Origin of the sequence: Pantoea sp. JGM49, from assembly GCF_018257655.1 — a bacterium.
GTDB lineage: Bacteria > Pseudomonadota > Gammaproteobacteria > Enterobacterales > Enterobacteriaceae > Pantoea > Pantoea communis.
Window position 1 is genome coordinate 92936 of sequence record NZ_JAERJM010000005.1, and the last position, 12775, is coordinate 105710.

A 12775-nucleotide genomic window follows, 5' to 3' on the forward strand; every position below is an offset into this window, starting at 1 on the left:
TGCAGCAGCTCTCATCCTTGTTTCTCGGGTTTCAACCCTGCTCGCGCGCTCGCATCTCGCCGATCCGGCGCATTGAGTGCCGCCCAGTCGCAGAGTAGGATGACGAACACTCGCTTAATTGCCGAATCATCGCACAGTTATTTCAGGTTAAATGCTTGCTGATGCCCGTGGGCAAGAGGCAGCGATTTCCAGGTTACAGGGTTCAGACGTATGCGCGTTAAGCTGTTTGCTGAGAATAATTTAAAAAAGAATGCACTCTCGCTGTTCCTGATTACGCTTTTCTTCTGCTTTATTGGCAGTCATCTGCGCATTCCGGAGGAGTTCTCCCTGTTTTGGCCGGTGAACGCGCTGATTGCCGGTTTAATGGTGCGAAATCCTTTCCTGCATACCACGTCCAGCTATCTGGTGTGCTTTGCCGCGATGATATTTAACGACACAGTGTTCTCCGGCTGGGCGCTGCCTGCGGTGACCGTGAATTTCGCCAATATCCTGTTTATCCTCGTTTCGGTCAGCATGTTGATCAAGCACCTGCAGCCGCCTTCGGCCAACAGCCAGGTGTTCAACGCCATGCGCATCTTCCCGGCCTGTTTCCTCGGTGCCGCCGCCTGTGCCACCTGGGGCGCGTGGGCGCAGGATATCGATTTCAACGCGCGCTTTGCGGTGGCGTGGGGCGACTGGTTTAGCGAGCAATTCTCGACTTCCCTGATGCTGTTGCCGGTGATGCTGGCGCGCTCCTTGCGCAACGTCTCACCGCGCACCTTATTGCATCCGGGCAAGCTGTTACCGCTGGCGGCAGTGGTGCTGTCACTGACCATGGGGGCGATGATTGGCGGGGCAGGTAGCTTAACCTTCCCGGTGCCGGCGCTGATCTGGTGCGCCATCGTGTTACCGATTCCTGTTACAAGCCTGGTGATCCTGATTACCGGCATCACTGAGATCGTTCTCGTTTCCCACGGCGTAATGAATATTCAGGGCGATGACGCACTGCTGCCTATCAGCCATCTCACCTCGGCGCGACTGGGTGTGGCAACGGTGGCACTCAGCCCGCTGCTGGTGGCAGTGAGTATGGATGCGATCCGCCAGCTCAATCATCGCCTGGCGTTGCGGGCGAATTTCGATTTCCTCACTCAGCTGCTGTCGCGTTCCGGCCTGTATGAAAGCCTGAAGCAGGAGCCGTTCTCCTTACAGCGCGAAGCGGGCGTGGTGATGCTGGATGTCGACTATTTCAAAGCGATTAACGACAACTTTGGCCACGATGCCGGTGATGGCGTGCTGGAAGAGATTGCGCGCCGCATGCAACGCGTGGTGGGCAATCGCGGCATGGTGTGTCGCTTTGGTGGCGAAGAGTTTGTGGTGGTGGTGTTCGACTACAGCCATCTGCAACTTTACCAGCTGGCCGAAGCGATTCGTCAGGCGATGGTCAAAGAGAAGTTCTGGATTCAGGGCAACACGGTGACGGTCACCGCCAGTTTAGGCCTGGCGCGCGGCAGTGCGCAGAGTGAGCGGGAATGGCCGGGCGTGATTAACCGTCTGGTGTCGGCAGCGGATAAAAATCTCTACCTCTCGAAACGCAATGGCCGTAACCAAACTTCTCCAGCGATGGAGCCGCGCAGCATGGTGAATGACGTGGCGTGAAGTGCGTGATGGTCGCCATGAGTGGCGACCATAGGATGGCTTGATGCTGGGTTGTTTTGGTCGCCGTGAATGGCGACCTTACGATGGCTTGGTGCTGGTTTTTTCGGTCGCCATTGATGACAACCTCTCAACTGCCTGACGCTAATTTGTTTCGATCGCCATCAATGACAAACCTGTTTAACCGTTGTAGGGTGCGCATTCATGGGCACCCGGAACGTGAAGATTAAACGCTGCTTTTTAGCTTGCTGCTCTGCTGATGGCGTTGCTGCGCCAGCTCAATCAAGCGCGTAATCAAATCGCTGTAGCTTAATCCTGCCGCCTGCCACAACTTCGGATACATGCTGATATTGGTAAAGCCCGGCAGAGTATTCACCTCGTTCACCACGATCTCGCCGCTCTCGGTCAGGAACACATCAACGCGTGCCATACCAAAGCACTCCAGCGCCTGGAACGCGCGAATCGCCACGGCCCGAATTGCTTCGCTGGCTTGCTCGCTGATGGCGGCGGGCACCACTACTTGTGCACCGTCGGCGCTGATGTATTTGGTGTCGTACGAGTAGAAGGCATCATGCACCACCACTTCGCCACACGGGCTGGCTTCGGGTTCATCGTTGCCCAGCACCGCACACTCAATCTCGCGGCCTTTGATGCCTTGCTCGATCAGCACTTTGCGATCAAAGGTAAAGGCCAGATCCAGCGCCGCCGCCAGATCGTCAATATGATCCACTTTGCTGACACCGACAGACGATCCCTGATTGGCGGGCTTGATAAACAGCGGTAATCCGAACTGATCGATCACGGCTTGCGCATCCAAACGCGCACGCTGTGCCTGCGTCACGCTGATCCACGGCGCGACTTTTAAGCCTGCATCGCGCAGCAAACGCTTGGTGAAATCTTTGTCCATGCTCACCGCTGAGCCCAGCACATCCGATCCGACAAACGGCAGGTTCGCCATGCGCAACAAGCCCTGCAGCGATCCATCTTCACCCAGGGTGCCGTGCACGATCGGGAAGATCACATCCAGCTGTGACAACGGCTGTGCCTGCTGACGAGTGATCAACTGCTGTGAAGCACTGCCTGGCACCAGCGCGACGTTTTCGCCGGAGCGATTCAGGGCAATCAACGCCGGATTATCGGCATTGAGCAGGAAACCGGAAGCATCATTCAGATGCCATTCACCCTGTTTATCGATGCCCAGCAGCACCACCTCGTATTTGCTCTTATCGATGGCTTCGAGGATGTTTTTCGCTGATTGTAACGACACTTCATGCTCGGCCGATTTGCCACCAAACACGATTCCTACACGTTGTTTTGCCATTGGTCTTGATCCGATTGCGGTATAGCGAGTGGGTAAGATAGCACGGTGATAAAAGGCATCAACAGGTTGGGGATTCCGATAGCGAAGTCTTTAACCCAACCTAAACGAAAGCGCTATTTGGAGTAGCCATAACAGGATACGAGGTTTAGAATCCCGGCGAATTTTTACCCAAGAGGATAACTGCATTGGACACCTGTCCCGAACGATTACAAAAGGTCCCTGCGGTAAGATAGCCCTCAACGCTGTCTTAACCGTGCGTTAAGACGGTGGATTTCCTTCCAGAATCTCCCCCTGTTTTTTTGCGTGATGCTGCTGAGTTTTAGCGGTAGCGGCACCGGCTGTAATCCATTTATTACCCCCTGAAGTTCCGCCTGCCTGAAGCAGCGGAGTGAGGTTTATGATGGATTGGAAAATCTTTTTACTGCGCGTCACTGTCGCGCTGGTTCTGGGCGCGCTGATTGGCAGCGAGCGCCAGCTTCGCCAACGTATGACCGGTTTGCGCACTAATGCGCTGGTCAGCACTGGCGCCTGTTTATTTGTTTTGATGACGCAAAGCGTACCCGGCATCGCCACCGATGCCTCACGCGTAGCGGCCTATGTGGTCTCTGGCATCGGCTTTCTCGGCGGTGGGGTGATCATGCGCGACGGCCTTAACGTGCGCGGCCTGAATACCGCCGCAACGCTGTGGTGCACTGCCGCCGTGGGCGTTTTGTGCAGCATGGGATTGCTGCTGGAAGCGGCGATTGGCTGCATGGTGATTCTTTGCGCCAATATTCTGCTGCGCGATTTGGCGCAGGGGATTAATCGCCAGAGCCTGGTGCCTGCGGAAGAAGTGGTGCAGCACTACAAAGTGCAGATCATCTGTCTGGCGCAAGATGAAGTGCAGGTGCGCAGCCTGATGCTGCACAGCCTTGGCGGCAGCGGATTACGCCTGCAATCATTGCACAGCGAGGATATGAACCCGCCGCATCGTATGGAAGTGAATGCGGAAGTGCTGGGCAAACCGAGCATGTCGGATCAGCTGGAGAGTTTGGTGGGAAGGATTAGTCTGGAGAAGGGCGTGAGTTCGGTGCGGTGGCAGGTTTGCGGGTTGGAAGGGGAGTGATGGATTAGGTTACGACTTTCAGGCCTTATCAAGTTGAGTGGCGCTATCATTAATGATTTGGGTTGGATGTTAAAAGCGAGTGCTGACAGATGGTGTTGGAAACATTCAATACCATCTGTTGTATTTGATGTAGATGAAGGAAACAACGATCACCAAGGATATGCTAAGGAAGGCTGCGTAATTTGGCATAAAGCGGACAAAAATGTAGATCCCTGCTACAACAGCTGCGAGGGGAATGAGGTAGATAAGTGACTGAAGTAACCATAGAAGTGCTCTCTGAATCGCCACAGATAATCTAGACACTTCTGAGCCGTTGATAATATAGGTTTTCATATTCAGCCGGTGGCATCTGCTCGCTCGAACCATGCCGACGTTTACTGTTATAAAACATTTCGATGTAATCAAAAATATCGCTTCTGGCTTCGTCTCTCGTTCCGTAGATCTTTTTCTTAATCCGTTCGCGTTTCAGTAGCTGGAAAAAGCTTTCCGCAACCGCGTTGTCGTGGCAGTTACCGCGACGACTCATGCTGCCTTCCAGACCGTGTGATTTCAGGAACGACTGCCACTCATGGCTCGTGTACTGACTGCCCTGATCAGAATGAACCAATACCTGTTTTTGAGGATTACGCCTCCACACCGCCATAAGTAACGCGTTCAGGACAATCTCTTGTCATGCGGGGTTGCATTGACCAGCCGATAACTTTTCGGGAAAACAGGTCAACCACCACGGCCAGATACAGCCAGCCTTCGTGGGTTCGGATGTATGTTATGTCCGTCACCCAACGCTCATCCGGTGAGTCCGGATTGAACTGTCGCTGAAGCCTATTGGGTACCACGATGCTGGCTTCGCCTTTACGTGCCCGTGGGCTACGGTACCCAACCTGAGCTTTTATTCCGGCACGCTTCATCAGCCGCCAGACTCGGTTCACTCCGCACTGCTGCCCGTTATCACGCAGATCGAGATGGATCTTGCGATAACCATAGACGCAGCCAGATTCAAGCCAGAACTGTTTGATCTGCCCGGCCAGCATCTGGTCTGCCTGGTAACGTTGTGAATGTGGCTGCTGAAGCCAGAAATAAAATCCACTCGGATGGACATCCAGAACCCGACACAGCAAACGAACAGGCCAGCAACGGCTGTTGTCGCGGATAAAGGCGTACCTCAATCGGACAGCTTTGCGAAGTACGCCGCGGCTTTTTTTAATATATCCCGTTCGTCGGTCACCCGCTTCAGCTCTTTCTGAAGACGGCGGATCTCGTCCTGAGCATCTGACTGTGCGTAATGAGTGGAAGAATCAGGAGCATACTTCTTTATCCAGGCGTAAAGGCTGTGGGTGGTGATATCGAGACGTGTTGCAACACTGGAAACAGAATGACCACGATCAACAACCTGTTTGACTGCTTCAATTTTAAACTCTTCAGGATAACGCTTACCGCTCATGGGCACCTCTCTTTAAGTCATCTTAAATGACTCTGAGGTGTCTGTTAAATCCGTGGCGATTCACCTCACAGCTGGCGTAAAACGAGTTCACGTCTGCCAGGCCAAACATTGGCATCGTTACCTCCGACGCGCACGCGTGCTGTTGAACCACCAGGTGACCACGCCGAGCAGCTGCAACTCTTCCGGATAAATCACCTGGTAGGCCGGATTCATCGGTAGCAGCGCGAGCCGGGGCTGAAGCTGCAGGCGTTTAACCGTAAATTCACCTTCCACCTCAGCGATAACAATGTCACCGTGCGACGCCTCCTCGGCCCGGTCAACCACCATGACGTCGCCGTCATAAAGCCCAAGGCCCTCCATGCTGCTGCCGCTGGCGCGCACGAAGAACGTGGAGGCGCGCCGGCGGATGCAGAGCTCGTTCAGGTCCAGCTCTTTTTCGACATAATCTGCGGCGGGGGAGGGGAACCCTGCCGCACACGGCTCGGCATAGAGTGGCACGCGCACGCGCGGTGTGAAAACGGGGAGCCAGAGCAGCGTCAGGCCAGAGCTGTACACTGCCGGTTTCACTGGAAACTCCTAGCAGACTTTGCGGGGTTAAGGGTGTGTGCTGTATGTAAATAACGCATAAATCCTCCTCTTAATACTGTGTTTATGTACAGTGTTATTGAGCGGCATTTATCTGGCAAGAGAAAGCCTGACGCGCTGTCAGGGAATAGCGTTTATCTGGCTGAGGCGGCAGCAAAAATTTTATTTCAGGCAGGATTCCTTCACAGGGCTTATGATGATATCGGGTCAGGTGCCGCGGGGAGGCGCCTCCTGACTGTACACAGACAGCCCGGCGTTCCGCCGCCGGGCTTCATTCTGCCGCACTGCCGGTTTAAGTTCATCGCCAGCCTCCCACAGCGGCTGAATCCACTGATTTAAGCCTCGGTGATGAAGGGGGATCGTTCGGGCCCGGCCTGGTACGAAGCAGTGCGCTTCGCATTCACCCCGTTCATTCTGCTCACGTTCGCCTGAGCACTCTGGCACCAGACGAAAAAAAGCCTGCAGAGCAGGCTGTTGTCAGACGGTTGAGGCGTTTCGGGCGTTAAATGCGGCAGGGTTAACTATTCATCATCAATGTCGTGCGGATAGCCCACCACGATCTCAAGCGCACCGCGCAGGACGTCAAGCCTGACTACGTCTGAAGTAATCTCCAGCTCCGCTATAAGGGCTAGGATGATGTCTTTTCGCAGCACGCGTCCACCCCGGGCTCTGAGGCCTTCGAGTACGGCGCAGATAACTTCTGTTTCAGGGGCCAGCTGGTCGCCACGTTCACTGAGCGCCCGCAGGATGTCTTGTTCTGTTGTGTTCTGTTGCATAACCCATCGTCCGGGATAAACAAGGTTGAGGTCGCCAGTGACGACCCGTTTCTGCAGGCTCCATCCTGCCTCCGCGGCCTGACGGAGAATGCTGGTATTCAGTGCTGACGGGTGCCCGGAGGCGGCCTGTCTTCGGTCAGGAACAGCAGTTCGGGATTCAGCAGCAGGCGCGTCGCCGGCAATGCGGCAATAACTTCATCCAGCGCCATCCGGAGTGCTTCAGCCCTTTCCGGGCGGGTCTCGCCGGCCGCCATCTCCATCAGCCTGACCGCCAGCGTTGTACCGGACACCGGCGCGTTCTCGCTGAGCAATCCGGCCACAGCCTCACCAATAGCAATATCCATTATTTTTTCGCTTTTATTTCTGTACATACCGCTTTCCGGGTGTCAGTAGAGGGGCACCTTCCTGTACCGGCCGCCGCTTACGCGGCTGGCTGATGTTCAATCCGGTCAGGCCGCACCGGATTTGATATCCACAATGAAATGAAACCTGCGGTCACTGCAGCAGATGGGCTTCAGACCGCCTGCTCGCGGCCAAAAAGCAGGCCGATTAGCGTACGGTAGTGCTGCTCTTCTTCCGCTCCGCCCGCCAGCTCCAGCCGGCGAACCAGTTTCGCGCAGATGGCCGGCCGGTTCAGGGCGGCGCCGCTGCGAAGAATTTCAACCACAATCTGCCCCAGCGTTTCCTGCTGCGAGGGAAGCTTTGCTTCGGTAAAGTAACGGGCAATGTCTCCTGCAGTTTCAGGTTTAAGGCTGTTCTGGCGCATGATTATTCTCTCGTAAAAGGGACGGTTAAAATGTGTTCGGGTGCTGATGCGCGGAAAGTTATACAAAAAAATAAAAGCTGTACAGATATATGTTGCAGGATGTGATGCTTTTTTTTTGCAAAAAATGCTTATGCTTATAAAACAGAGGGGTATAGGACGGGATGCGTAGCTGAAGTGGTGCGGAGGTGTCGTCCCTGACAGTTTCTCCGGCCGGCACGCGCAGAGCGCGCCCGATACGAGGCTGGTCTTTCATCGTCGTGTCACGGCCGGAGCCGGTCTACGTTCCTGGTTGTGTTATCCGTCGTTTTCCTGGCCCGTCATCGTCATCCAGTGCAGCTCGGCCTGCTCACGACTGCTGTACTTTCGAAAACCCTGGAGCCAGCGTCTGGCGTCAAAGATTTCCGCAAGCTTCGCGTCGCTGACGTCACCTTCAGCCATTACGGAGAGCTCCTTTATAAGGGACTCCACCGAAATGTCCTGGCCGGCGACCGCCAGGCTGACCGCTGCCTCTCCGATAATGATATGGCCTTTCTCATCGTCGTGATAAAACACAGCAAATCCTCCTTTTCGGGAAAATAACAACCTCAGGATTCACTGTAGACGCAACTGGTGCATTCACCAGAAGAAAAATCTGTCATATGGACAAAAAATAAAATATTGGTTTCAGATGGCGGATTTTACGGGAGTACATCAGAATATAAATGCGTGAGAAAAAATGATGTGTTCAGTACCAGGGGATTTTGCAGTAATAACTATAAAGCGTTAAAAGTTTGCCGCGGCGTTCTGCCGCGGCGGTTTGCTTAGACGGCCTGCCACTCGCTCTCGACTTCATCCTTGGATTTGGAAAGAATCACTTTATTGTCATCCACTTCCTTCACCCAGCTGAAAGGAATGATGTGGTGCTGGCCACCGGCTTCCGGGTCACTTTTTGCCAGTTTGATTTTGTCATCGCCTTCAAAATGGTCAACGATACCCACATGCTCACCGTTAACGTCCACTACCTGGGCATGGTCCAGAACTTCTGATTTATCAACCATAGTTAATCCTTAGTTTGGTCTGCTCTTAGTGAGTTTTACCCGCCAACCTGACGGATACACACTACAAACTGTAGGTTATTTATCTGCATTATTTTTAAAACTAACAAATTGAAACATCCGGCCGGGCATCTGAAGGGACTTTTTTGCATGGAAAACGCGGGGTGTAAAAGCGCAGAGTAACGGTCATTAAGGGATGAAATGTCGGATTTATTTTGCGGATTTATTTGACAGCCGGTACGTACAGACCATGATTATTGCACTGTGTCTTTAGATCCAGTAATGGTTAGGTGAATCGTTGAATTATTCCCGGGTCCGCCCCGGGCTTTTTCAAAAACATATCCCGTACTCATCCCCTTTACCTCCATGCCAGTAACAGAGTTTCAACCGGCATTTTCCCGGTCAGGAAGAACCATTGAGACGGCAGGCCTTGCCTGAATAACGCGGTACAAATCTGCCCGGGTAAGCGTATAAGACATTCTAAAATCTTACCGGAAGACAAACTTTTCTCTGTCCTGACATATTACTCTGTTAAAGCCCGCTATAATGACACGGCAAGCTCGGTGTCAGGATGACGCCACACTGGTTCCAGATGGCCCGGATTTATTCCGGGCCTTTCTGTTTGTGCAGCCTGCTATCCCACTTTCGCCACACCTTAATCTCACCTCTGTCCCCCGGTGTGAGTTTTGCAGCGGATTTCTCACAATCTGTGGTACAGATCTTGTGCAGCTGCCGATGTCCTCTTATGCTCGGGCTATCACCCTCACGGACCCCTGGGCTCTATGGATGGCCGCACCTCGCCCGGCCGCTTTCTGGCTTACCTGCTCGCTGAACATGACATGACGGTAAAATCACTTTGTCTGAAATCCGGTCTGGCACAGCGGGATGTCTGGTCACTGCTGTGCGATAGTAAGCCGGTGACGCCGGCCATCGCAGAGAAACTCGGGCGCGTGTTTTACTCGCCCGGATTCTGGAGCATCAGGCAGGCGATGTGGCAGCTGTGGCGGGAAGGCGTTTCGCTACCCGGAGACCGCGATACCTGAACGCGGTGAGTATGCTAAATTTTCCAGTGCCGGTACGGAATTTCTCACCCCGATTTCACCAGGGCGATTAATAAACTGTAACCGTACCGGCACCTCGCCCTGTTAAATCAGACGCTTCCTGGCAAATAAAAACGCGTCTGGCGCTATTCTTATCTCGTGTGTTATTCCTCGTGCCAACACCAGTGTGACGTATTGCAATAGCTGACATGCTCTCAGGATCCAACATCACCGGCCTCAGACCGGAAGTGCTTACTCCTGTTGCTCCCGGGCCAGCCGCCCGGGATTTTTTTATTCGCTGTTTCCTGTTCTTCGTTCACGGTCAGTTCACGCTGGCCCGGTCAGATTTCCCTACTGACGCTTTCCGTCATCTCGCCGAGGAGCTGTAGCAGACGTTCTGCGCTCAGCTGCTGAGTTCTGAGTGCGGGCATCATACCGGTAAGCGAAAGCGTCACCGTTGCCAGTGCCACCGAGCGTTTAATCTCTTGTGCATTTTCATAGCTTTTGTACGTACGCAGGCTCACGCCGAGCTCTGCCGCCGCGCGCTCCCGGCTCCAGAGCATACTCCTGCGCCACAGCCTCAGATGCCATCCTGTCATGTGCTCTCCTCTTGAAAAAACCTGAAAAAGTGCAATTACTGCACTTTTCTATTATCCCCCAACTATAGTGTTTCACTGTCCCGATGACCGTCCGGAAAACCCTGTATGAACTGTCATGTGCGAAGTATGCGTGGGAGCAGCGTGCCGGACATTCCCGCTATGACGGCACTCAGGCAGAGCGCTTTCAGCAGCAGGGGGGATTCTTCTTAGCCCGAATAAAATAACCGCGTTACCCGAACTCAGAGACAGGGGGTATGTTCACGCATGATATGCGACGCGGACGTATTCACTCATTGCTGCACCTGTGGCTTCTTTCATCATCACAGTCGTTAGGGGTATTTTTTCCGCAAAAATAGCTGACATAGTGTCCCGGTTCCACCCATTGATACGACGGCTGCCAGCCTGCCCGAAAAGACCTGAATCAGGCTGACGATTGAGATTGCTTTTATCGAAACGTAATTAATTACAGTTAGCTGCCATGTCTGCAGGTATGGTTGTCCTGGCGGTGTACTTTGAATCCTTAGAAATGCATTTGCTTTCGGAAGAATGCTGATTTCGACGTATGACATGCCAGGCGGGAATAAAAAGGCTTTCGTTGTGAACATAAGGCCGTGAGTGAAAAAGCGGCAGGATGGCCGCAAGAAATTACAGAGTCGACTGAAACCTGAGTTGAGGGTGCCCACCATTCTGGCCTGCAGGGTTGAGCACAAAGAGGAAGTAGCGTTGTGGTTAACTGTTATTTCAGAGTTCTCTGTTTCTGATCCAACTTCCGACTAATGCCCTTACAGCCAGCCTGACTTAATACGAAGAGCGTGTCATCGGAACTGTCCGGGTACAGTCACGCTGCACTCACAGGCAGCCCGATATAAATAAAAAACCCACCGGGAGGTGGGTAAGTCAGAAAGCTCAGTGTAGGAGATAGCGCTTAACGGTTTCCGGGTCTGTGCCCACCGTTTTAAGTGCTTTCACCAGCTTATCCTGCGTAGTCTGTAAAGTGAGCATCCAGTATGTAATCTGCCATTGTTCATTTATCACAATGATCTTTTTATCTTCCGGCTCGCGGCGGTGAAAAATATAACTCATCAAAACCCCGGATTAAGGACAAAACGGCTTATTTGCTGTGTGACGCAGACGAAGAATGGCACTGAAACTGAGGGGATTAAAATTGAAATGACTGACCGTAATGAGCAAAAATTTTTATCAAAAAAAAGCCCACTTAATGAGTATCAGTGGGCCTGTTTTGTTCACCGCGGAACAACGCTCTCTCGCAGAGGTGGGGTTAAGCACTGCTAATGTCGCACACCAATCTAACATCGCATTGCCTAATCCGTAACCCTATAATTTACAAAGATTGTTATTTAAGATTAGGCCACTTTCCTTCGGAATGTTCTCATCCGGAAACCCCCGGATGTAAGTCCGATAACTTTTCTGCTGAAATTTCATCAGCAATTGATTAGCAGGCCTCATGCCTTATTTCGCCCGATTTTGTCGATACGGCCGGATTTGCGGCAAAACTTTGGGATTATCGCCATTCCTTCAGCCCCTTGTGTCGAAAGACGTCAGCTGTTTACGCAGAAAATGTGACACCACGTCCTGAGGGGGCTGAATGCCACACGCTTTGATAAGCCAGCTCACCGCGCCGCGGTGTCGCGTACCATGCAGTATCACCTGCTCGATAAGGCTGAGGGGGCTTGTCTGCGCCATCTTTTCTTCTCTGCGCTGATAAATGATGGGGCGATCCCAGGCTTCCGCCGTCATGCCGGCCGCATATTCAATGAACCAGCCGGAGCAGGCCAGCATGCACGGCACCAGGACTGCCTGCTCAGGCGGCCTGCGCGGTCTGATATTCGGCCGGGATGGCGCTTCCCCCTTCAGGTTGGCACGAATGAGCATGCCAGTGGCGTGCATGTGGTACATGAGCCTGAGCATTTCCCGGTGTTCAGCGCGGAAACGGCGCGCGTCCGTTTCGGCAATGGCGCTGAGCATCCCGGCATCCATCCAGTGCTTATATCTCAGTAACGTCAGGGCGGTAACTCTTTGCATAATTTTTCCAGAGCGTCAGCACGTCCGGCATAGCGGTATCGTTAAGTACGCATTTAATTAATCCGGTGTGGACTGAGACTGACAATCCGGAGCTTATCGCTGCCAGTCTTTTCTGCGGCAGAAGGGTTACAGGCTGAGAATTCACATTCACACCTTAATGCAATGCACCGGATATACCTTCCATACCGGCGGCGGGGAAGGGTGATGCCTCCGGTAAGTGCCTGCAGGTGAGTTAGGGCGTTGAGGCGCATCAGAGTGTAGTCGCCTGAGGGGATCTCGACAGCCCGGTGAAAAAAAATCTGCCAGGGTCAGGTATTCACAGCTAAGGTCCGACCACGAGTAACGTACTGCCTGATTGTACGGATGTGAATAAAACAGCTCCTTGTGACGGTGAGTCATGAAATCTGCGCACAAAGTCTGCCGGGCGGGGCTA

At 53.2% G+C, this 12775-nt stretch carries 15 protein-coding genes and 1 pseudogene; 3 read left to right on the forward strand and 13 right to left on the reverse strand.

Going from position 1 to position 12775, the window contains the following annotated elements; all coding sequences use genetic code 11:
• The first annotated feature begins 210 nt into the window (after nucleotides 1-210).
• On the forward strand, nucleotides 211-1635 hold the full coding sequence (locus JK231_RS10605) for a GGDEF domain-containing protein (protein ID WP_211728500.1): 1425 nt from the start codon (nucleotides 211-213) through the stop codon (nucleotides 1633-1635).
• A 223-nt stretch (nucleotides 1636-1858) separates the two neighbouring features.
• Here JK231_RS10605 and ddlA read toward each other — a convergent pair whose 3' ends face one another.
• Nucleotides 1859-2953, reverse strand: coding sequence for a D-alanine--D-alanine ligase (gene ddlA, locus JK231_RS10610; RefSeq protein ID WP_160833713.1), 1095 nt, complete (start codon nucleotides 2951-2953; stop codon nucleotides 1859-1861).
• Nucleotides 2954-3353: 400 nt separating this feature from the next.
• Between ddlA and JK231_RS10615 the strand changes: the two genes are divergently transcribed.
• Nucleotides 3354-4058, forward strand: a complete 705-nt coding sequence (locus JK231_RS10615) for an MgtC/SapB family protein (RefSeq protein ID WP_211728622.1) — start codon at nucleotides 3354-3356, stop codon at nucleotides 4056-4058.
• 295 nt (nucleotides 4059-4353) lie between these two features.
• Here the strand turns inward: JK231_RS10615 and JK231_RS25745 are convergent, their stop codons facing one another.
• From JK231_RS25745 to JK231_RS10650, 9 genes and pseudogenes are all read right to left on the reverse strand, one after another.
• Complete coding sequence (locus tag JK231_RS25745; RefSeq protein ID WP_349291519.1) at nucleotides 4354-4611, reverse strand: IS3 family transposase; 258 nt, start codon at nucleotides 4609-4611, stop codon at nucleotides 4354-4356.
• 12 nt (nucleotides 4612-4623) lie between these two features.
• Nucleotides 4624-5224 (reverse strand): annotated as a pseudogene (locus JK231_RS25750) (IS3 family transposase); the annotation flags it as partial.
• Nucleotides 5221-5499: a transposase gene (locus JK231_RS25755; protein ID WP_349291517.1), complete on the reverse strand. Its 279-nt coding sequence runs from the start codon at nucleotides 5497-5499 to the stop codon at nucleotides 5221-5223. The pseudogene JK231_RS25750 and the gene JK231_RS25755, both read right to left, overlap by 4 nt.
• 117 nt (nucleotides 5500-5616) lie before the next feature.
• Complete coding sequence (gene umuD / locus JK231_RS10625) at nucleotides 5617-6066, reverse strand: translesion error-prone DNA polymerase V autoproteolytic subunit (protein WP_211728501.1); 450 nt, start codon at nucleotides 6064-6066, stop codon at nucleotides 5617-5619.
• Nucleotides 6067-6605: 539 nt separating this feature from the next.
• Nucleotides 6606-6860, reverse strand: a complete 255-nt coding sequence (locus JK231_RS10630) for a biofilm development regulator YmgB/AriR family protein (RefSeq protein ID WP_160833711.1) — start codon at nucleotides 6858-6860, stop codon at nucleotides 6606-6608.
• 98 nt (nucleotides 6861-6958) lie between these two features.
• Nucleotides 6959-7231, reverse strand: a complete 273-nt coding sequence (locus JK231_RS10635) for a hypothetical protein (RefSeq protein ID WP_097118180.1) — start codon at nucleotides 7229-7231, stop codon at nucleotides 6959-6961.
• Between the two features lie 143 nt (nucleotides 7232-7374).
• Complete coding sequence (gene ycgZ, locus JK231_RS10640; protein ID WP_160833710.1) at nucleotides 7375-7626, reverse strand: regulatory protein YcgZ; 252 nt, start codon at nucleotides 7624-7626, stop codon at nucleotides 7375-7377.
• Between the two features lie 294 nt (nucleotides 7627-7920).
• Entirely contained in the window at nucleotides 7921-8178 is a 258-nt protein-coding gene (locus tag JK231_RS10645) for a hypothetical protein (RefSeq protein ID WP_160833709.1), read from the reverse strand.
• A gap of 248 nt (nucleotides 8179-8426) precedes the next feature.
• Nucleotides 8427-8663 (reverse strand): DUF2171 domain-containing protein, encoded by a 237-nt coding sequence (locus JK231_RS10650; protein ID WP_045816885.1) that lies wholly within the window; start codon nucleotides 8661-8663, stop codon nucleotides 8427-8429.
• Between the two features lie 779 nt (nucleotides 8664-9442).
• Between JK231_RS10650 and JK231_RS10655 the strand changes: the two genes are divergently transcribed.
• Nucleotides 9443-9703 carry an XRE family transcriptional regulator gene (locus JK231_RS10655; RefSeq protein WP_160869563.1) on the forward strand — a complete coding sequence of 87 codons (261 nt, stop codon included), beginning with the start codon at nucleotides 9443-9445 and terminating at the stop codon, nucleotides 9701-9703.
• Nucleotides 9704-10041: 338 nt separating this feature from the next.
• Here JK231_RS10655 and JK231_RS10660 read toward each other — a convergent pair whose 3' ends face one another.
• The 3 genes from JK231_RS10660 to JK231_RS10670 all read right to left on the reverse strand — a co-directional run bounded on the left by JK231_RS10660 (nucleotide 10042) and on the right by JK231_RS10670 (nucleotide 12342).
• Entirely contained in the window at nucleotides 10042-10299 is a 258-nt protein-coding gene (locus tag JK231_RS10660; protein ID WP_211728502.1) for an XRE family transcriptional regulator, read from the reverse strand.
• Between the two features lie 906 nt (nucleotides 10300-11205).
• A complete protein-coding gene (locus JK231_RS10665; RefSeq protein WP_072050593.1) occupies nucleotides 11206-11382 on the reverse strand; it encodes a DUF3606 domain-containing protein in 177 nt (58 codons plus the stop codon).
• Nucleotides 11383-11835: 453 nt separating this feature from the next.
• Nucleotides 11836-12342 carry a DinB family protein gene (locus JK231_RS10670; RefSeq protein ID WP_211728503.1) on the reverse strand — a complete coding sequence of 169 codons (507 nt, stop codon included), beginning with the start codon at nucleotides 12340-12342 and terminating at the stop codon, nucleotides 11836-11838.
• Nucleotides 12343-12775 lie beyond the last annotated feature (433 nt).